At 71.4% G+C, this 19370-nt stretch carries 19 protein-coding genes and 5 tRNA genes; 19 read left to right on the top strand and 5 right to left on the bottom strand.

The features are described from left to right. Positions 1–87 precede the first annotated feature (87 nt). The 8 genes from JEK78_RS04935 to JEK78_RS04900 all read left to right on the top strand — a co-directional run bounded on the left by JEK78_RS04935 (position 88) and on the right by JEK78_RS04900 (position 3771). Entirely contained in the window at positions 88–873 is a 786-nt protein-coding gene (locus JEK78_RS04935) for a fumarylacetoacetate hydrolase family protein (protein ID WP_200262876.1), read from the top strand. Next, complete coding sequence (gene gltX / locus JEK78_RS04930; protein WP_200262875.1) at positions 866–2350, top strand: glutamate--tRNA ligase; 1485 nt, start codon at positions 866–868, stop codon at positions 2348–2350. The genes JEK78_RS04935 and gltX overlap by 8 nt, the downstream gene beginning before the upstream one ends. Positions 2351–2488: 138 nt before the next feature. Then, positions 2489–3223 (top strand): HAD family hydrolase, encoded by a 735-nt coding sequence (locus JEK78_RS04925; protein ID WP_200262873.1) that lies wholly within the window; start codon positions 2489–2491, stop codon positions 3221–3223. Between the two features lie 91 nt (positions 3224–3314). Then, positions 3315–3386: transfer RNA gene (locus JEK78_RS04920), tRNA-Gln, on the top strand. A gap of 20 nt (positions 3387–3406) precedes the next feature. Beyond that, positions 3407–3479, top strand: a tRNA-Glu gene (locus JEK78_RS04915). Between the two features lie 27 nt (positions 3480–3506). Then, positions 3507–3579, top strand: a tRNA-Glu gene (locus JEK78_RS04910). A gap of 19 nt (positions 3580–3598) precedes the next feature. Then, a tRNA-Gln gene (locus JEK78_RS04905) sits at positions 3599–3670 on the top strand. 28 nt (positions 3671–3698) lie between these two features. Then, positions 3699–3771, top strand: a tRNA-Glu gene (locus tag JEK78_RS04900). Between the two features lie 146 nt (positions 3772–3917). On the opposite strand, the gene ndgR is transcribed toward JEK78_RS04900, so the two are convergent. Then, a complete protein-coding gene (gene ndgR / locus JEK78_RS04895; protein ID WP_200262871.1) occupies positions 3918–4634 on the bottom strand; it encodes an IclR family transcriptional regulator NdgR in 717 nt (238 codons plus the stop codon). Positions 4635–4822: 188 nt separating this feature from the next. Between ndgR and leuC the strand changes: the two genes are divergently transcribed. The 4 genes from leuC (at position 4823) to JEK78_RS04875 (ending at position 8111) form a co-directional block, all read left to right on the top strand. After that, complete coding sequence (gene leuC, locus JEK78_RS04890) at positions 4823–6253, top strand: 3-isopropylmalate dehydratase large subunit (protein ID WP_200262869.1); 1431 nt, start codon at positions 4823–4825, stop codon at positions 6251–6253. Between the two features lie 6 nt (positions 6254–6259). Beyond that, positions 6260–6853: a 3-isopropylmalate dehydratase small subunit gene (gene leuD / locus JEK78_RS04885; protein WP_200262868.1), complete on the top strand. Its 594-nt coding sequence runs from the start codon at positions 6260–6262 to the stop codon at positions 6851–6853. A gap of 253 nt (positions 6854–7106) precedes the next feature. Beyond that, positions 7107–7337 carry a hypothetical protein gene (locus tag JEK78_RS04880; protein ID WP_200262867.1) on the top strand — a complete coding sequence of 77 codons (231 nt, stop codon included), beginning with the start codon at positions 7107–7109 and terminating at the stop codon, positions 7335–7337. Positions 7338–7472: 135 nt separating this feature from the next. Then, positions 7473–8111, top strand: a complete 639-nt coding sequence (locus tag JEK78_RS04875; RefSeq protein WP_200262866.1) for an HU family DNA-binding protein — start codon at positions 7473–7475, stop codon at positions 8109–8111. A 128-nt stretch (positions 8112–8239) separates the two neighbouring features. Here JEK78_RS04875 and JEK78_RS04870 read toward each other — a convergent pair whose 3' ends face one another. Both JEK78_RS04870 and cofC read right to left on the bottom strand, forming a co-directional pair. Beyond that, a complete protein-coding gene (locus JEK78_RS04870; RefSeq protein ID WP_200262865.1) occupies positions 8240–8443 on the bottom strand; it encodes a hypothetical protein in 204 nt (67 codons plus the stop codon). Between the two features lie 9 nt (positions 8444–8452). Beyond that, complete coding sequence (gene cofC, locus JEK78_RS04865; protein WP_200262863.1) at positions 8453–9091, bottom strand: 2-phospho-L-lactate guanylyltransferase; 639 nt, start codon at positions 9089–9091, stop codon at positions 8453–8455. Positions 9092–9246: 155 nt separating this feature from the next. Here cofC and JEK78_RS04860 point away from each other — a divergent pair, with 155 nt between their 5' ends. The 3 genes from JEK78_RS04860 (at position 9247) to JEK78_RS04850 (ending at position 12310) form a co-directional block, all read left to right on the top strand. Continuing rightward, positions 9247–10080, top strand: a complete 834-nt coding sequence (locus JEK78_RS04860; RefSeq protein ID WP_200262862.1) for a lysophospholipid acyltransferase family protein — start codon at positions 9247–9249, stop codon at positions 10078–10080. Continuing rightward, positions 10077–11087, top strand: a complete 1011-nt coding sequence (locus JEK78_RS04855; RefSeq protein WP_200262861.1) for an NAD(P)H-dependent glycerol-3-phosphate dehydrogenase — start codon at positions 10077–10079, stop codon at positions 11085–11087. The genes JEK78_RS04860 and JEK78_RS04855 overlap by 4 nt, the downstream gene beginning before the upstream one ends. A gap of 65 nt (positions 11088–11152) precedes the next feature. Beyond that, positions 11153–12310 carry a D-alanine--D-alanine ligase family protein gene (locus tag JEK78_RS04850; RefSeq protein WP_200262860.1) on the top strand — a complete coding sequence of 386 codons (1158 nt, stop codon included), beginning with the start codon at positions 11153–11155 and terminating at the stop codon, positions 12308–12310. A gap of 175 nt (positions 12311–12485) precedes the next feature. Here JEK78_RS04850 and JEK78_RS04845 read toward each other — a convergent pair whose 3' ends face one another. Then, a complete protein-coding gene (locus JEK78_RS04845) occupies positions 12486–12719 on the bottom strand; it encodes an Lrp/AsnC ligand binding domain-containing protein (RefSeq protein WP_200262859.1) in 234 nt (77 codons plus the stop codon). A gap of 229 nt (positions 12720–12948) precedes the next feature. Between JEK78_RS04845 and JEK78_RS04840 the strand changes: the two genes are divergently transcribed. After that, positions 12949–13917: a thiamine-phosphate kinase gene (locus JEK78_RS04840; RefSeq protein ID WP_200262858.1), complete on the top strand. Its 969-nt coding sequence runs from the start codon at positions 12949–12951 to the stop codon at positions 13915–13917. Beyond that, entirely contained in the window at positions 13914–14711 is a 798-nt protein-coding gene (gene thiD, locus JEK78_RS04835; RefSeq protein WP_200262857.1) for a bifunctional hydroxymethylpyrimidine kinase/phosphomethylpyrimidine kinase, read from the top strand. The genes JEK78_RS04840 and thiD overlap by 4 nt, the downstream gene beginning before the upstream one ends. Positions 14712–14813: 102 nt before the next feature. Here the strand turns inward: thiD and rpmB are convergent, their stop codons facing one another. Then, a complete protein-coding gene (gene rpmB / locus JEK78_RS04830) occupies positions 14814–14999 on the bottom strand; it encodes a 50S ribosomal protein L28 (protein WP_004924906.1) in 186 nt (61 codons plus the stop codon). A 262-nt stretch (positions 15000–15261) separates the two neighbouring features. Here rpmB and JEK78_RS04825 point away from each other — a divergent pair, with 262 nt between their 5' ends. Both JEK78_RS04825 and recG read left to right on the top strand, forming a co-directional pair. Beyond that, entirely contained in the window at positions 15262–16965 is a 1704-nt protein-coding gene (locus JEK78_RS04825; RefSeq protein ID WP_200262855.1) for a DAK2 domain-containing protein, read from the top strand. A gap of 123 nt (positions 16966–17088) precedes the next feature. Then, entirely contained in the window at positions 17089–19335 is a 2247-nt protein-coding gene (gene recG / locus JEK78_RS04820; RefSeq protein WP_242483272.1) for an ATP-dependent DNA helicase RecG, read from the top strand. Positions 19336–19370: the final 35 nt, after the last annotated feature.

The following is a 19370-nucleotide window of genomic DNA, read 5'->3' as shown; positions in this document are numbered from 1 at the left end:
CCGGGTCCACTCCCGGCGGACGGTCCTCGGGGCCGCGCTAGCCTGGAGCGTCAGATTCCAGCGCTTCAGTCAAGGGGCCAGCAACCCGTGCGTATCGCCAGGTTCTCCATCGACGGCAACGTCGCCTTCGGCGCGGTCGAGGGCGACCGACCGGACGAGCTCGTCCTCGACGTCGTCAAGGGCATTCCGTTCGCGGACTTCGAGCTCTCCGGCACCAAGGTCCCCCTGAGCGGCGTGCGGCTGCTGCCGCCGGTGCTGCCCAACAAGGTCGTCGCCTTCGGCAGCAACTACGCCGACCACGCCCGCGAGCTGGGCAACGAGGTGCCCGACGCTCCGTTCGCCTTCCTCAAGCCCTCCACGTCCGTCATCGGCCCCGGAGACGAGATCCGCCACCCCTCCTTCTCCGAGGAGCTGCACCACGAGGCCGAGCTGGCGGTGGTCATCGGCCGGATGTGCCGCGAGGTGCCGCGTGAGCGAGTCGCCGATGTGATCATGGGGTACACGTGCGCCAACGACGTCACCGCCCGGGACGTCCAGCGGCGCGAGAAGCAATGGGCGAGGGCCAAGGGCTTCGACACCGCCTGCCCGCTCGGCCCCTGGATCGAGACGGACATCGACCTGGCGACCGCCGCGGACCTCACGATCCAGCTCACCGTCAACGGAGCGCAACGTCAGCTCGCCCGCACCAGTGAGATGGTCCACTCCATCGAGGACCTGGTCGTCAACATCTCCGAGGCCATGACGCTGCTCCCCGGCGATGTCATCCTCACGGGCACCCCGGCCGGGGTGGGCCCCCTCCGTGTCGGCGACGAGGTCGCCGTCACCATCGAAGGCATCGGCACTCTCACCAATAAGGTTGTCCAGCGTGGCTAGCGCACCCGCCTCCCCCGTACGCGTCCGATTCTGTCCGTCCCCGACCGGCAACCCCCACGTCGGCCTGGTCCGCACCGCCTTGTTCAACTGGGCGTTCGCCCGTCACCACCAGGGCACGCTCGTCTTCCGCATCGAGGACACCGACGCGGCCCGCGACTCCGAGGACTCCTACCGGCAGCTGCTCGACGCGATGCGCTGGCTGGGACTCGACTGGGACGAGGGGCCAGAGGTGGGCGGCCCGCACGCCCCGTACCGCCAGTCCGAGCGGACGGACCTGTACGCCGAGGTCGCGCGCAAGCTCCTGGAGTCCGGCCACGCCTACCACTGCTACTGCTCCCAGGAGGAACTCGACGCCCGACGCGAGGCCGCCCGCGCCGCCGGCAGGCCGTCGGGGTACGACGGCCACTGCCGCGACCTCGCCGACGCACGGGTTCAGGAGTACCGGGCCCAGGGCCGGGCGCCCATCGTCCGCTTTCGCATGCCGGACGAGACGATCACTTTCACTGATCTCGTGCGCGGCGAACTGACCTTCACCCCGGAGAACGTCCCCGACTACGGCATCGTCCGGGCCGGCGGCGCGCCGCTGTACACGCTGGTCAACCCGGTGGACGACGCCCTGATGGGGATCACCCACGTCCTGCGCGGAGAGGACCTGCTCTCGTCCACCCCGCGCCAGATCGCCCTGTACCGCGCGCTGACGAAGCTGGGACTCGCCGAGAGCGTCCCGCACTTCGGCCACCTCCCTTATGTCACGGGCGAGGGAAACAAGAAGCTCTCCAAGCGTGATCCGCAGTCCAGCCTCAACCTCTATCGCGACCGCGGTTTCCTCCCCGAGGGACTGCTCAACTACCTCTCCCTGCTGGGATGGTCGCTCGCCGCCGACCGGGACGTCTTCTCGACGGCGGAGATGGTCGCCGCGTTCGACGTCGCGGACGTCAACCCCAACCCGGCCCGCTTCGACCTGAAGAAGTGCGAGGCGATCAACGCAGACCACATCCGCCTGCTGGACGCGGAGGAGTTCGCGCGACGGTGCCGACCGTGGTTGGAGGCACCCTTCGCCCCCTGGTCCCCGGAGGACTTCGACGAGGACCGCTGGCGGGCGATCGCGCCGCACGCCCAGACCCGCCTACGGGTCCTCTCCGAGATCACCGACAACGTCGACTTCCTCTTCCTGCCCGAGCCGGTGTGGGACGCCTCTTCCTGGGACAAGGCGATGAAGGAGGGCTCGGACGCGCTCCTGCGCACGGCACGGGAGAAGTTGGCGGTGGCGGACTGGAGCTCCCCCGAGTCTCTCAAGGAGGCGGTGCTGGCCGCGGGTGAGGCGCACGGCCTCAAACTGGGCAAGGCCCAGGCCCCCGTGCGAGTGGCGGTCACCGGACGGACCGTCGGGCTCCCGCTGTTCGAGTCCCTGGAGGTGCTGGGTCGGGACCGGGCTCTCGCCAGGATCGACGCGGCCCTTGCCCGACTCGCTTCCTAGCGGCAGGGTGCCGAAATCCGCCCCTCGGCCCGCTCCGAGGCGACTCCGAGGCGAACGCCGCGGAGCCGCCTCGCGGCCCGGGCGACCCGCGGCCGGAACGTTGCCCCCCGGCGGGGCCCGGGCGGTACCGTCGACGCCATGCCCGTCAAAGCCATCGTCTGGGACGTCGACGACACGCTCTTCGACCACACGAGCGCGGATCGCGAGGGCCTCCGTTCCCACCTCGTCGCCGAGGGAGAGCTCGCCGCGCACCACTCCGGCGAGGAGGCGCTGAGCCGCTGGCGCGAGATCGGCGAGGAGCAGTGGATTCGTCATGCCGCAGGCGAGGTGGACTACCCCACGCTGCGACGCGACCGCACACGGGTCTTCGTGGGCCGTGCAGGACTGACGAACGCCGAGGCCGACGCCTGGTTCGAGCGGTATCTCACGCACTACGAGTCGGCCTGGTCGCTGTTTCCGGACGTGGTTCCGGCACTCGACGCGCTGGCCGGCGACTACCGGCACGGGGTGCTCTCCAACTCCAGCATCCGCGTCCAGGACCGCAAGCTGAGGACACTGGGCGTCCATGACCGGTTCGAGAGCATCCTGTGCGCCGCCGAACTGGGCGTCTCCAAACCCGACGCGAGCGCCTTCCACGCGGCCTGCGCCGCCTTGGGGCTCGCTCCCGACGAGGTGGCCTACGTGGGAGACCATCCGGAGATCGACGGCAGAGGAGCAGCCGAGGCCGGACTGCTGTCCGTCTGGGTCGATCGCGGTGGTCCCCGGTCGGCGATCACCCCCGGGGCGGGCGCGCTCCGGATCGCCACGCTCGCCGAACTCCCCGCGCTCCTCTGCGCCGATACGCGTTTTGGAGCCCCGTCCACCTTCGGGTAATGTTCTTCCTGCGCCACCGGGGCGCGGACCGCGAGGCCCGACTCCGAGGCGCAGTACTAGAGCGACTTTCCGTGACAGGTTTGCGTTCCAGTGGCCTATGGTGTAATTGGCAGCACGACTGATTCTGGTTCAGTTAGTCTTGGTTCGAGTCCAGGTAGGCCAGCTCGCAGAGCACATCTGCATGCCCCCGTTGTGTAGCGGCCTAGCACGCCGCCCTCTCAAGGCGGTAGCGCCGGTTCGAATCCGGTCGGGGGTACGGTGATCACCTACAGTGTTCGCTAGGGCCCCCGTTGTGTAGCGGCCTAGCACGCCGCCCTCTCAAGGCGGTAGCGCCGGTTCGAATCCGGTCGGGGGTACGACTGGTCTAAACCACATTGGTCTATGGTGTAATTGGCAGCACGGCTGATTCTGGTTCAGTTAGTCTTGGTTCGAGTCCAGGTAGACCAGCTCGGACCTGCGGAAACGCAGGGTCCACGCCCCCGTTGTGTAGCGGCCTAGCACGCCGCCCTCTCAAGGCGGTAGCGCCGGTTCGAATCCGGTCGGGGGTACATGGTCGGCAGGGCCCCTCGCTTCGGCGAGGGGCCCTGCCGCGCTTCCGGGGCGATGGCCGAGGTGCTCGTCGCGTCGCGATGGACCGCCCGGCACCCGAGAGGCCCTGCGGCGTCCCAGGTGCCCACTTCGGCCGCAGGCGGAGTCACCCCGAGCGGCGCAGGGCCTCGGAGAGCCGTCCGGCGGCGTCGATCACCGCCTGCGCGTGCATGCGTCCTGGGTGGCGTGTCAGTCGTTCGATGGGCCCCGACACCGACACCGCGGCCACGACGCGGTGCGACGGCCCGCGAACCGGTGCCGACACGGACGCCACCCCGGGCTCCCTTTCGCCGATGGACTGGGCCCACCCGCGCCGGCGCACTCCCGACAGCGCGGTCGCGGTGAAACGCGCGCCCTGAAGTCCGCGGTGCAGGCGCTCCGGCTCCTCCCAGGCCATCAGGATCTGGGCGGAGGACCCCGCCTTCATGGTGAGCGTGGAGCCGACCGGAACCGTGTCCCGCAGACCGGACAGTCGCTCGGCCGCCGCGACGCAGATGCGCATGTCCCCCTGGCGTCTGTAGAGCTGGGCGCTCTCGCCAGTGACGTCCCTCAGGTGTGTGAGGACCGGGCCCGCGGTCGCCAACAGGCGGTCCTCGCCCGCGGCGGCGGCCAGCTCGGCCAGGCGGGGGCCCAGGATGAACCGCCCCTGCATGTCGCGCGCCACCATGCGGTGGTGTTCCAGGGCCACGGCCAGACGGTGGGCCGTGGGTCGAGCCAGTCCGGTGGCCCCGACCAACCCCGCGAGGGTGGCCGGACCCGACTCCAGAGCGCTGAGGACGAGTGCCGCCTTGTCCAGAACGCCGACGCCGCTACTGTTGTCCATGAAACGATACTCACGTCTCACTCTGTGAAACGCAAGTTCAATTTCGCGTGGAACGCGCCACCCTGGAATCAGGACGACGGAGCCCCTGGACGAACGGGCCTGGTGGCCGTCGAGTCCGGCGAGGCGGACGGCGCCTCCTCAAGATCTCTAGTTGCGTCGGCGCGTGGTCGTCGGCCGGAGGGAAAGCGATGGGTAGGACACTGGCGGAGAAGGTCTGGGACGACCACGTCGTCCGACGGGTCGAGGGTGAGCCCGACCTCCTCTACATCGATCTGCACCTGCTGCACGAGGTGACCAGCCCGCAGGCGTTCGACGGGCTTCGCAAGAGCGGCCGGACCGTGCGGCGTACCGACCTCACCCTCGCCACCGAGGACCACAACACCCCGACGCTCGACATCGACAAGCCCATCGCGGACCCCGTTTCCCGGGCCCAACTGGAGACGCTGCGGCGGAACTGCGCCGAGTTCGGCGTCCGCCTGCACCCGTTGGGCGACGTGGAGCAGGGCGTCGTCCACGTCGTGGGACCCCAGCTGGGGCTGACCCAACCGGGCACCACCGTCGTCTGCGGCGACTCGCACACCTCGACGCACGGTGCCTTCGGCGCGTTGGCGTTCGGCATCGGAACCTCCCAGGTCGAGCATGTGCTGGCGACCCAGACACTGCCGATGACCCGTCCGCGGACCATGGCCGTCACCCTGGTCGGTCAGCCACCCGAGGGAGTCACGGCCAAGGACGTCATCCTGGCGATCATCGCGCGGATCGGCACGGGAGGCGGACAGGGCTACGTCCTGGAGTACCGGGGGGAGGCCATCGAGCGGCTCTCCATGGAGGCCCGGATGACCATCTGCAACATGTCGATCGAGGCCGGGGCACGGGCGGGCATGATCGCTCCGGACGAGACGACCTTCGCCTACCTGAAGGACCGCCCGCACGCCCCGCGGGGCGAGGAGTGGGACGCGGCGGTCGCCCACTGGAAGACGTTGCGGACCGACGACGACGCCGAGTTCGACGCCGAGGTCGTCATCGACGCCTCGGAACTGGCGCCCTTCGTCACCTGGGGGACCAACCCCGGTCAGGGTGCGCCGCTTTCCGCCGAGGTCCCCGACCCGGCTTCGTACGAGGACGCTTCGGAGAGGCTGGCCGCCGAGAAGGCCTTGGAGTACATGGGGCTCTCGGCGGGACAGCCGCTGCGCGCCATCGAGGTCGACACGGTCTTCGTGGGCTCCTGCACCAACGGCCGGATCGAGGACCTGCGCGCCGCCGCGGAGGTGCTGCGGGGACGCGAAGTCGCGGACGGCGTGCGGATGCTGGTGGTGCCCGGCTCCGCGAGGGTCGGCCTCCAGGCGGTCTCGGAAGGTTTGGACCGGGTGTTCAAGGAGGCCGGAGCCGAATGGCGGCACGCCGGCTGCTCCATGTGCCTGGGGATGAACCCGGACCAGTTGGCCCCGGGAGAGCGCTCGGCCTCCACCTCCAACCGCAACTTCGAAGGTCGGCAGGGCAAGGGGGGGCGTACGCACCTGGTCTCGCCCCAGGTGGCCGCCGCCACGGCCGTCCTGGGCCGACTGGCCTCCCCGGCCGACCTGACCACCGTCGAAGCCCCCGTTCCGGCAGGAGCCTGATCAGCCATGGAAGCGTTCACCACCCACACCGGCCGCGCCGTGCCGCTGCGCCGCGGCAATGTCGACACCGACCAGATCATCCCGGCCCACTGGCTCAAGAAGGTCACCCGGGACGGGTTCGAGGACGGTTTGTTCGAGGCCTGGCGCAAGGACGAGGCGTTCGTCCTCAACCAGCCGGAGCGCCAAGGCGCCTCGGTGCTGATCGCGGGCCCGGACTTCGGAACCGGCTCGTCCCGTGAACACGCCGTCTGGGCCTTGCAGAACTACGGCTTCAAGGCCGTGATCTCCTCTCGGTTCGCCGATATCTTCCGTGGTAACTCGCTGAAGAACGGCCTGCTCACGGTGGTACTGGAGCAGCGGGAGGTGGAAGCGCTCTGGGAGATCCACGAGGCCGACCCGCAGGCCGAGGTCACCGTCGACCTGCACGCCCGCGAGGTGCGGGCGCCCGGTTTCACCGCGGCGTTCGAGTTGGACGAGAATGCCCGCTGGCGGCTGCTGAACGGGCACGACGACATCTCGATCACGCTCCGGGACGAAGCGGACATCGCCGCCTACGAGAGTCGTCGCCCCTCGTTCAAGCCGCGGACCCTCCAGGTCTGACACCTCCCCGTCGACGGTCGACTTTCGGCCACCCCGACGAGCCAGCCGTACCCCCGATCGGCCCGATCGGGGGTACGGCTTTTCGTCGTCCGAGGCAGGCTGCCCCGGGTCACTCCCGTGGTCGACAACGAGTATGCGCTGTAAGCGAGTTGAGGGGATGTGAATGCCTGTCGCGGGTGGACGCGGAGGGCCCCGGGGCGGTAGTTGCCCCCCTGCGCGGGCGACAACTCGCCCCAGATGGCACAATCTGTGCATGGAACGCGATGGCCAACTCGAGCTCTACCGGCTGGTCGCGATCCGGCTGAAAGAAGCGCATGCGACAGTGCGCGCACTGCAAGTACCGGAGGGCGTACGGATGGCGCTGACCCGGAAGCTGCTGGTCATTACGGCCGCGGCCAAGCACGATCTCGCCCACGCGGCAAGGCGACTGGAGCGGTTCACGACGGACCTGGAGGCCGGGCGCCTGCCCGACCGGGAACGCTGAACCCCCGGAGACGGCCGAGTCCGTTGCGGCACAAGGGTGATTAGCCCGTTTCGTGTTTGATTTGCGGTATATATCTGCCTAACGTGCGAAAAGCTTGAACATTCTCGTTCTGGCAATGTCTCCGAAGGGGAAGACGTGAACAAGGCGCAGCTCGTAGAAGCGATTGCCGACAAGATGGGCGGTCGGCAGCAGGCCGCCGACGCCGTGGACGCGGTCCTGGACGCCATCGTCCGCGCGGTGGTCGCGGGGGACCGGGTCTCGGTCACCGGATTCGGATCCTTCGAGAAGGTCGACCGCCCCGCCCGCTACGCCCGCAACCCCCAGACGGGGGATCGGGTTCGGGTCAAGAAGACCTCGGTGCCGCGTTTCCGCGCGGGGCAGGGATTCAAGGACCTGGTGAGCGGCTCGAAGAAGCTTCCCAAGAACGACATCGCGGTCAAGAAGGCGCCCAAGGGCAGCCTCTCCGGCCCGACGCCCACGATCGCCAAGGCCGCGGCGAAGAAGGCGGCGGCGAAGAAGACCACCGCCAAGAAGGCGGCGGCCAAGAAGACCGCGGCGGCCAAGAAGGCCGCCGTGAAGAAGACCACCGCGGCCAAGAAGACGGCCGCCACGAAGACCGCGGCGGCCAAGAAGGCCGCCACCAAGAAGGCCACAGCGGCCAAGACCGCCGCGAAGAAGGCCCCGGCGAAGAAGGCCACCGCGAAGACGGCGCCGGCCAAGAAGTCGACCGCGCGCAAGACCACCGCCAAGAAGTCCGCCGCCCGCAAGAAGTAGCGCGCGGCGCGCCGAGGCTTTCGCACACCGGGCCGGCCCCCTCCCCGGGGCCCGGCCCGCGGCGGCTCGGCGGGCGGGGCGTCGCCCGGGGTCGTCCCGCGCCGTGAGGGCGGGGCGGGCGAGGCTGCTCACAGCGTCTGCAGGGTCACCAACGTGATCCGGTACGTCTCGCCTCGCCGCTCGGTTTCCAGGCGCACCCGTTGGCCGGGCCGCAGCAGTCGCAGGCCGCCCGCGTCGAAGGCCGCGGTGTCGAACGACACGGGGGTGCCGTCGTCGAGGAGAACCCGCCCGCAACGGGTCCGCGGATCGAAGGTGTACGCGGTCGCCTGCATGGGTCCAGCCTACTGTCCCGGGATGAGCAGCCGCGCGGCGACGCCCGCCGTGCGGGCCCCCACGCCCATGGCGAGAGCGGTCCGAAGATCCGAGCCCGTGTCCACGTCCTGTCGTACCGAATCGACCGCGCCGAGTGTGAGTTCCACCGCCCCTCCGCTCCGGTGTCGCTCCCGCGAGCGATGCCCGAAGGCCGGGCGCAGTTCCCGCCCCGGGCGGGCGGTCAGGAGAGTGGTTCCGGTTCCCGCCGCGTCCGGAAGAAAGGCCCGGGGGAAATCCGCGGAAGCGCGCAGCACCCTCCCCAATTCCGCCGATCTCAGTGCCGGAAGGTCGGCGTTCAACGCCGCCAAAGCGCACGACGGGTGCGATCGACGAACGGTCCGGGACGCGTGAGCGAGCGCGGCGTTGAGCCCGCCGGCGGGTTCGTCCCCGACGATCCTCGCGCCGAGCGCGGCGAGTGTTCGACCGGCTCGCCCGTCGCCCGTGACGACCACCACACCGGCCACGGCCGGGCAGTCCAGGGCGGCCTCCACGGTGTCCGTCGCGAAGGCGAGCGCGAGTTCGGGTCGCACCCCGGCGTCCGCCGTGTCGGCGAGCCTGCTCTTGGCCCGGGCCAAGGGCTTCACCGGTACGACCAAGGTCCACTGCACGAGCGTTCCTTCCCTCCCCCTGTCGCCGCCATTGTCACCCGGCGGGCGAGGCGACGACGTGAGCGGGGCGTACGGTGTGCTCGACAGAAAGCCGGCCGGGGGTGACACTTGTGCGGCCCCCGGCCTCGTCCGGGCCCTGGAAGGAAGGTGTTCGCGTGCCCCGCCGCAGAATCGGGTTCTGGTACCGCTTCACCGCGGTGATCTGCAAACCGCCGCTGATGGTTCTGATCAAGCGGGACTGGCGGGGAATGCACAATATCCCCGCCGAGGGCGGATTCATCACGGCCGTGAACCACAATTCGCACGTGGACCCCTTCGGATACGCGCACTTCCAGTACGAGACCGGGCGAGTTCCGCGATTTCTGGCGAAGAGCGGCCTCTTCCGGAAAGGGTTCGTCGGCGCAGTGATGCGCGGGACAGGACAGATTCCGGTCTATCGCGAGAGCACGGACGCGCTGAGCGCCTTCCGAGCGGCGATCGACGCGGTCGAGCGGGGAGAGTGCGTCGCCTTCTACCCCGAGGGAACGCTCACCCGGGACCCGGACGGCTGGCCGATGACCGGAAAGACCGGGGCGGCGCGGGTGGCCCTGCAGACCAGGTGCCCGGTCGTCCCGGTTGCCCAGTGGGGCTGCAACGAACTGCTTCCCCCCTACGCCAGGCGACCCAAGCCGCTGCCCCGCAAGACCCACCACGTCCAGGCGGGTCCCCCGGTCGATCTCTCCCGTTTCTACGGCCGGGAGATGACGGCCGAGTTGTTGAGGGAGGCCACCGAGGAGATCATGGCGGCCATCACCCGGCAGTTGGAGGAGATCCGAGGGGAGAAGGCCCCGAAGACCCCCTACGACCCCCGCCGGGAGCGTGGCGAGCAACGCCGCCGTACCCGGGCCCAGACGCGAGGGCGGCACGACGGGCGTGGCGACCGGGGCTCGGATTCCGTGGACCGTCGTGCCGGAACGCACGGCAAACAGGTGGAAGGACAGGGCGCGTGAAGGCTCCCGTCAAGGCGTCCGTGTTCGGCACCGGGTCCTGGGGGACCGCCTTCGGCATGGTCCTGGCGGACGCCGGGTGCGAGGTGACCCTGTGGGGGCGCCGCGCCGACCTCGCCGACGCCGTCAACTCCACCCGCACCAACCCGGACTACCTGCCGGGCGTGCGCCTGCCGGACTCCCTGAGCGCCACGACCGATGCCGCCCGCGCGGCGTCGGGCGCGCACTTCACCGTGCTCGCCGTGCCGTCCCAGACGGTCCGTGCCAACCTCGCCGAGTGGGCTCCCCTGCTGGAACCGGACACCGTGCTGGTGTCGCTGATGAAGGGGATCGAATTGGGGTCCGCGATGCGGATGAGCGAGGTGATCGAGGACGTCGCCGGGGTGGCCGCGGATCGGATCGCCGTGGTCACCGGCCCCAACCTGGCTCGGGAGATCGCCGCGCGGATGCCGGCCGCGGCCGTCGTCGCCTGCCGGGACGAGAGCGTGGCCCGCGAACTCCAGGCGGCCTGCCACACCCCCTACTTCCGCCCGTACACCAACGACGACGTCGTGGGCTGCGAACTCGGCGGAGCGGTGAAGAACGTCATCGGGCTGGCCGTGGGCATCGCCGACGGCATGGGTTTGGGGGACAACGCCAAGGGGTCGTTGATCACCCGCGGCCTCGCCGAGACGACCCGGCTCGGAGCCGCGCTGGGAGCCGACCCGCTGACCTTCTCCGGACTCGCGGGTCTGGGCGACCTGGTGGCCACCTGTTCCTCCCCGCTGTCGCGGAACCACACCTTCGGCACCAACCTCGGCAAGGGCATGTCCCTGAGCGAGACCGTCGCGGCCACCCGGCAGACGGCGGAGGGCGTCAAGTCCTGCGAGTCCGTGCTGGATCTGGGACGGCGGCACGGTGTGGACATGCCGATCACCGAGACGGTCGTCGGGATCGTCCACGGAGGCAAGCCGCCCGTGGTCGCGCTGGAGGAGCTGATGTCCCGCAGCGCCAAACCGGAGCGGCGCTGACCGGGTGCCCGATCGCCACGCCGAGGCTGTCACCCACCCCCGAGGGCGGGTACGCTCAGCGCGATATGAGCAGCGAGAACCTCCCCCAGAGCCCCCAGCAGCAGCCTCGCCGACCGCGTGTGGCGGTGGTGTTCGGAGGGCGCAGCTCCGAACACGGGATCTCCGTGGTCACCGCCGGCGCCGTCCTCGCGGCTCTCGACCGCGACCGCTACGACGTGCTGCCGATCGGCATCACCTCGGACGGCCGTTGGGCCCTCACCGCGGACGCCCCCGAGCGCATGGCGATCACCGACCGGCGCACCCCCAGCGTCGACGACCTCGCCGAGACCATCGAGGGCGGAGTGGTGCTCCCGGTCGACCCGGCCGACCGCGAAGTCGTCTACAGCGAGCCCGGGTCGGTCCCCAAGGCACTCGGCGAGGTGGACGTGGTCTTCCCGGTGCTGCACGGTCCCTACGGGGAGGACGGCACCCTGCAAGGACTGCTGGAGCTTTCCGGCGTCCCCTACGTCGGCTCCGGTGTGCTCGCCTCGGCCGTGGGGCAGGACAAGGAGTACATGAAGCGGGTCTTCGCCTCCTTCGGGCTCAAGGTCGGTCCCTACGTGGTGATCCGCCCGCGTGAGTGGGAGCGGGAGCCCGACGGCGCCCGCAGGAAGATCGCGGACTTGGTCGGCGAGCACGGATGGCCGATCTTCGTGAAGCCGGCTCGCGCCGGGTCCTCCATCGGCATCACCAAGGTCGAGGAGCCGGGCAGGCTGGAGGAGGCGCTCGCCGAGGCCCGGCGGCACGACCCCAAGATCCTGGTCGAGGCCGCGCTGCGCGGTCGTGAGATCGAGTGCGGGGTGCTGGAGTTCGAGGACGGGCCCCGGGCATCGGTGCCCGCCGAGATCCCCCCGCCCGCCGCCCACGCCTACTACGACTTCGAGGCCAAGTACATCGACTCCACGCCCGGGGTCGTGCCCGCCCCGCTGACGGACGAGCAGTCGGCCGAGGTGCGTCGGCTGGCCGTGGAGGCGTTCGAGGCGGTCTCCTGCGAGGGACTTGTCCGCGCGGACTTCTTCCTCGGGGACGACGGCGAGTTCGTCATCAACGAGATCAACACCCTGCCCGGATTCACCCCGATCTCGATGTACCCGAAGATGTGGGAGGCCAGCGGGGTGTCCTACCCGGAACTCGTCGACCGGCTGCTCCAGGCCGCACTGCGTCGATCCACCGGCCTGCGCTGACCCCGCTCCCGGGAGGTGCCCCGGCCGCTCCGGCCGTGTGGCCTACGACCTGTCCGCAGTATGATCGGCGGGCTCCCGTCCGAGGACGAGAGCCCGCCACACCACGTCCCCGCGTCGTCCGAAGACGGCACCACGGGATGCGATCGCGCCGGGCGGGGCGGACCTGCGACGGGGGTCAGATGTGGACGATCGGGCAGGTCAGCGTGCGGGTGATGCCGTCCACCTGTTGGACGCGGGCGACCACCATGCGTCCCAGGGCGTCGACGCTCTCGGACTCGGCCCGCACGATGACGTCATAGGGCCCCGTGACGTCCTCGGCCCGCAGCACCCCCGGGATCTCACCGATCGTCTCGGCGACGGTCGAGGCCTTGCCGACCTCGGTCTGGATCAGGATGTACGCCTGTACCACGGAGCCTCCAGGTCGCCACGAGGATCATGGGGGAGTGGGGGGACACGCTATCGCGCCCGGGCCCCCGGCCGGGAGACCCGTGGCCGGACGGCTCGTCCACCGTGGAGCATGGGGCGGGAGGACGGCGACGATCGCGAGGGGCACCTCGCCCCCGACGGTCCGTTCGACCGTAGCCGAGGACACAGACGACGCGCGACCTGGCAGGACCGGGCCGGAAGGGGAGTGGACGATGAAGGGCACGGTAGGTGAGCTCGGCGAGTTCGGGCTGATCAGGGAGCTCACCTCCCGCCTCACATCCGGCCCGGTGGTGCGGGTCGGGCCGGGCGACGACGCCGCCGTGGTCGCGGCCCCCGATCGTCGCGTCGTGGCCAGCACGGACGTCCTCGTCGAGGGACGCCACTTCCGTCGGGACTGGTCGACCGCGTACGACGTGGGCCGAAAGGCCGCGGCCCAGAACCTGGCCGACATCGCCGCCATGGGCGCGGTGCCCACGGCGTTGCTGCTCGGCCTCGTGGTCCCCGGCGAACTGCCGGTGACCTGGCCCACCGAGCTGATGGACGGCCTGCGCGACGAGTGCCAGGTGGCCGGAGCCGTCGTGGTCGGGGGAGACGTCGTCGGCGGCGACACCGTCACACTGTCCATCACCGCCCTGGGCGATCTGCGCAACCAGGACCCCGTGACCCGGGGGGGAGCCCAAGCCGGCGACCTGGTCGCGGTGACGGGCTGGCTGGGCTGGTCGGCCGCGGGCCTGGCAGTCCTGTCCCGCGGTTTCCGCTCGCCGCGCGCCTTCGTGGAGGCACACCGACGCCCCGAACCCCCATACGACGCCGGTCCCGCCGCCGCGGGGCTGGGAGCGACCGCGATGTGCGATGTCAGCGACGGGCTCATCGCCGACCTGGGCCACATCGCCGAGGCCAGCAAGGTCCGGATCGACCTGCGATCCGGCGCAGTGGACATCCCTTCCCAGATGCACGACATCGGCCAGGCCGTCGGCGTCGATCCGATGCTGTGGGTGCTGACAGGAGGAGAGGACCACGCCATCGTCGCCACCTTCCCGCCGGAGGTGAAGCTGCCCGCCCGCTGGAAGGTGATCGGGGAGGTCCTCCACCCTTCCGCGCTGCCCCGGATCACCGTCGACGGCGCGCCGTGGACCGGCGAGGGCGGCTGGGACCACTTCGGAGGGGAGATCGAGTCGTGAGCGGCCCGCCGCGGGTGTTGACCGTCGCCGGTTCCGACTCCGGCGGCGGTGCCGGGATCCAGGCGGACCTGAAGACGATGCTCGCGCTCGGCGTCCACGGAATGAGCGTCCTGACGGCGGTGACGGCCCAGAACTCCCAGGGCGTGCGGGGGGCCTGGGAGCTTCCGGCGGAAGCGGTCCGCGCCCAGTACCGCAGCGTCGTCGACGACATCGGAGTGCAGGCGGTCAAGACCGGGATGCTCGCCTCCGCGGAACTCGTGGAGGCGGTCGCCGAACTGCTCGACGGAACCGACGCCCCGCTGGTCGTCGACCCGGTCGGCGTGTCCAAGCACGGCGACCCCCTGTTGGCCGCTTCGGCCGTGGAGTCGGTGCGGGCGGCGCTGCTTCCCCTGGCCACCGTCGCCACTCCGAATCTGGACGAGGTGACCCAACTGACCGGGGTCCGGGTGGAGTCCGAGGCCGACATGCGCCGCGCGGCGGGGGCGGTGCTTGCCCTCGGGCCCCGATGGGCGCTGATCAAGGGCGGCCACCTGCCCGGTGAGCCCGTGGACCTGCTGACCGACGGCTCCGTCGAGCACTGGTTGCGCGCTCCGCGTCACGACAACCGGCACACGCACGGCACCGGCTGCACCCTGGCCTCGGCGGTCGCCGCCGGACTGGCCAGGGGACGGTCGGTACCCGAGGCGGTCGCCGCCGCCAAGGCGTACGTCACGGGCGCGATCGGCGCCGGCTTCCCGCTGGGTTCGGGGATCGGCCCCGTGGACCACGGCTGGGCGCTCGGCCCGCGAGGGTGACCCCTGCCCGTGCCCCGCTCGGGAACGGCGAAGAGCCGGTCCACCCGAGGGTGGACCGGCTCTCGCAGCGGACCGGCAGTGACCGCGCGCTGTTGCTGAGCGTCAGCGCGAGACCTTGCCGGCCTTGATGCACGAGGTGCAAGCGTTCACGCGCTTCGGCGTCCCGCCGACCACGGTACGCACACGCTGGATGTTGGGGTTCCAGCGACGGGGCGTACGGCGGTGAGAGTGCGAGATGTTGTTGCCGAAGCCCGGCCCCTTGCCGCAGACGTCGCAGTTGGCAGCCACGGGTCACTCCAAAGACTTCAGATGCACTTACGGTTGATCCCGGCATGCCGGGATCGAGGCGCTCGGTCCATACGGACGCTTCGAGACCCGAGTGGCTGTGCCAGGGGAACGGCCCGATCGGGATCGGGCAACCGGAGCATCATACAACGACTGTCTCGGCAGGAGGAAACCGGTGAGGTGAAGGGGACGCCTCGCCCCGCTCCGGCGCCCGACGTCGGGCGGTCTACGCTGCGGGGACATCGAGCAGCTCAGGGAGGCACGGGTGGCGCAGGTGCCGAGGGGAACCATCGACGCTCCGGCCGTGCGCGCCTGGTGCGGGACCGCGTTGGCCTCGCTCGGCCGCGCGCGCGAGGAAATCGACGCGATCAACGTCTATCCGGTGGCGGACGCCGACACCGGGACCAACCTCTACCTCACCCTTGAGTCGGCGACCGGGGCGGTGGAGGCGGTCTTCACCGCCCACGAGCCGGACGGCCCTCCCCTCGCCGACGCCGTCCGGGCGATGGCCCACGGAGCTCTCCTGGGCGCCCGCGGGAACTCCGGCACCATCCTGGCCCAGTTGCTTCGCGGCATGGCCGAGGTGCTGGGCGGCGAGGAGGGGTCCGGCGTCGACGGCGTCGCCCTGCGCCGGGCCCTGCGCCGGGCCTCCGACTCCGCCCGCGAGGCCGTGGCCCACCCGGTCGAGGGCACCGTCCTCTCCGTGGCCGCCGCCGCCGCGGCGGCGGCCGAGGGCGGCGGGACCGACTGCGCCGGGGTGGTCCGTGCCGCGCACCGGGGCGCCCGCGAAGCGCTCGCGCGAACCCCGGGGCAACTGTCCGTCCTCGGCCGGGCGGGGGTCGTCGACGCCGGTGGGCTCGGCCTGGTGACCGTGCTCGGCGCGCTGCTGGAGGTCCTCACCGGAGAGACCCGCCGCGAACCCGAGCGCCGGTCCGGGGGGGACGCGCACGGGCACGGCACCTCGACGACCTCTGCCGCGCCCGCCCCCCACGCCGAGACTCCCGCCGATCCCGCCGGCTTGGGGGACCCGGCGGGCGGTCCCGCTTTCGAGGTCGTCTACCTCCTGGAAGCCGACGACACCTCGGTCGAACGCCTCCGTGCCCGCCTGGACACCCTCGGCGAGTCCCTGGTGGTCGTCGGAGGCGACGGACTGTGGAACGTCCACGTGCACGTCGACGACGCCGGTGCCGCGATCGAGGCCGGCGTGGAGGCGGGCCGGCCGCACCGCATCCGCGTCACCCACTTCGACCGGGACGACGCGCACGCCCGGATGCCGGCCACGCCCCTCCAGGACCCGGCCGAGCGGGCGCGGCGCGCGGTGGTCGCCGTCGTGCCGGGGGAAGGGCTGGCCGCGCTGTACGCCGAGTGCGGGGCCACGACCCTGCTCGCTCGCCCCGGGGAGCCACTCGCCAGCGGGGAACTGGCACAGGCCGTACGGCGGGCGCACGCGCACGAGGTGGTCGTGTTGCCGAACGACGCCGAGCTGCGCCACACCGCGGCGGTCGCGGTCGAGCAGGTCCGTGCGGAGGGGGCGCGGGTGGCACTGATCCCCACCCGCTCCGCCGTCCAGGGCATCGCCGCGCTCGCCGTCCACGAACCCGGCCGCCGGTTCGACGAGGACGTCGTGGCGATGACCTCGGCGGCCGGTGCCACCAGGTACGCCGAGGTGGCGGTGGCCGAGAGGCGGGCCTGGACCACCGCCGGCGTCTGCCAGGCGGGCGACGTGCTGGGCCTCATCGACGGAGACGTCGCGGTGATCGGCTCCGACGTGGCGGGCGTCGCCGAGGCGGTACTGGACCGGATGTTGGCGGCCGGTGGCGAGTTGGTCACCCTGGTCCTGGGCGACGACGCGCCGCAGGGCGTCGCCGACCTGCTGCGCGCGCGTGTGCGCGGCGCGTACCTCGCCGTGGACACGGTGGTCCACAGGGGGGGACGGCAGGGCGCCCCCCTGCTCATCGGCGTCGAATAGGCGCCGAGGTTCGCGCCGCCCGACCGGGTGCCCAGGCCGTGCGCCCCGGCGGGCCGGAGCCGTACACGCGGGAGGAGCGGCGCGTACCGCGCCGCTGTCGGTGCCGTGGTGTGCAATGGACCCGTGCCCGCGCTGCGAGAACCTCTGGAACGCCCCTTGAAGGCGGTGCTCGGCCCCACCACGGCGAAGGTGATGGCCGAGCATCTCGGCCTGCACACCGTCGGCGACCTCCTCCACCACTACCCACGTCGGTACGAGGAGCGCGGCCGGCTCACCCACCTCGTCGATCTGCCCATGGACGAGCACGTCACGGTCGTGGCCCAGGTGGCGGAGGCCCGACTCCACGCCTTCGCCTCCGCCAGGGCTCCTGGCGGCAAGGGCCGTCGACTCGAGGTGACGATCACCGACGGCAGCGGTCGGCTGCGGCTGGTCTTCTTCGGCGCCGGCGCGCACAAGCCCCACAAGGAACTGCTGCCGGGAACCAGGGCCATGTTCGCGGGCAGGGTCTCCGTCTTCAACCGCCGGCTCCAGCTCGCGCACCCGGCGTACGAGTTGTTGCGCGACGAGGGGGGCGAGCCCGCCGAGGACGCCGCGGCCGAGGACTGGGCCGGTTCCCTGATCCCCCTGTACCCGGCCACCGCCAAGCTGGAGTCCTGGAAGATCGCCAAGGCCGTCCAGACCGTGCTGCCCGCCGCCGAGGACGCGATCGACCCTCTGCCCGCGACCCTGCGCGAGGGGCGGGACCTCGATTCCCTGTCCCAGGCGCTGGTCAAGATCCACCGCCCTCGATCCCAGGTCGACGTCGATCGCGCCCGCGCGCGACTGAAGTGGGACGAGGCCTTCGTCCTCCAGGTCGCGCTGGCCCGCCGCCGGCACGCGGAGAACCTGCTCCCCGCCGTGGCGAGAAAGGCGGCCCCGGACGGTCTGCTGGCCGCCTTCGACGAGAGGCTGCCCTTCACTCTCACCGACGGCCAACGGCGAGTGTCCCTGGAGATCCTCGACGACCTCGCTTCCGACCATCCGATGCACCGACTCCTCCAGGGGGAGGTCGGCTCCGGCAAGACGCTGGTGGCGCTGCGTGCCATGCTCGCAGTCGTCGACGCGGGCGGGCAGGCCGCGATGCTGGCGCCGACCGAGGTGCTGGCGCAGCAGCACCATCGCTCCATGGTCGAGATGCTCGGAGGGCTGGGGCGGGGCGGCATGCTCGACGCCGCCGAGCACGCCACGAGGGTGACACTGCTCACGGGTTCCACGAGCGCAGCGGAGCGGCGCCGGGTCCTCCTCGAACTGGCCACCGGCGAGGCCGGGATCGTCGTCGGGACCCACGCGCTCATCGAGGACTCCGTGCGCTTCCACGATCTGGGGCTGGTCGTCGTCGACGAGCAGCACCGCTTCGGTGTGGAGCAACGCGACGCCCTGCGCGGCAAGGCGGACGCCCGCGGCGGGGGCTCCCCGCACCTGTTGGTCATGACCGCCACGCCCATCCCGCGCACGGTCGCGATGACCGTCTTCGGGGATCTCGACACCTCGGTCCTCGACCAACTCCCGGCCGGACGCTCGCCCATCGCCAGCCACGTCGTCCCGGCCGCCGACAAGCCCCACTTCCTCACCCGCGCCTGGGAGCGGGTCCGCGAGGAGGTGATCCGAGGGCACCAGGCGTACGTGGTGTGCCCCCGCATCGGGGACGAGGAGGGCGAGCCCGGAGAGCGGTCGTCCGGGCACGCGCCGTCCGACTCCGAGGAGACGACCGACAGACGCCCGCCGGTCGCCGTCCTCGACATGGCGGACCGGCTCGCCGCCGGTCCGCTCCGCGGCCTCTCCGTGGGCGTCCTGCACGGCCGGATGCCACCCGAGGACAAGGACGCCGCGATGCGGCGCTTCTCGGCGGCGGAGACGCACGTGCTCGTCGCCACCACCGTCGTCGAGGTGGGGGTGGACGTACCCAACGCCACCGTCATGGTGATCATGGACGCCGACCGCTTCGGGGTCTCCCAGCTCCACCAGTTGCGCGGCCGGGTCGGTCGCGGTGCCGCGGCCGGGCTGTGCCTGCTGGTCACCGAGGCGCCGGAGGGGAGCCCGGCCCGCCGCCGGCTGGCAGCCGTCGCCTCGACGCAGGACGGCTTCGCACTGTCCCGGGTCGACCTGGAGCAGCGCCGTGAGGGAGACGTGCTGGGCAGGGCCCAGTCCGGGGCTCGGACGTCGTTGCGCGTACTGACCGTTCTGGAGGACGAGGACATCATCGAGGAGGCGCGACAGGAGGCGTTCGCGGTGGTGTCCGCGGACCCGGAGCTGACTCATCTGCCCGGGCTGCGCACGGCCTTGGAGGCGTTGCTCGACGCCGAGCGGGAGCGCTATCTGGAGAAGGGGTGAGGTCCGCGGGCCGGGCGTTGGAGCCGCCCGTCGGG

It is taken from the genome of Streptomyces sp. HSG2 (assembly GCF_016598575.1).
GTDB lineage: Bacteria > Actinomycetota > Actinomycetes > Streptomycetales > Streptomycetaceae > Streptomyces.
Note: the sequence above shows the minus strand (reverse complement) of the source record. Positions and strands in the feature narration are given on the sequence as shown.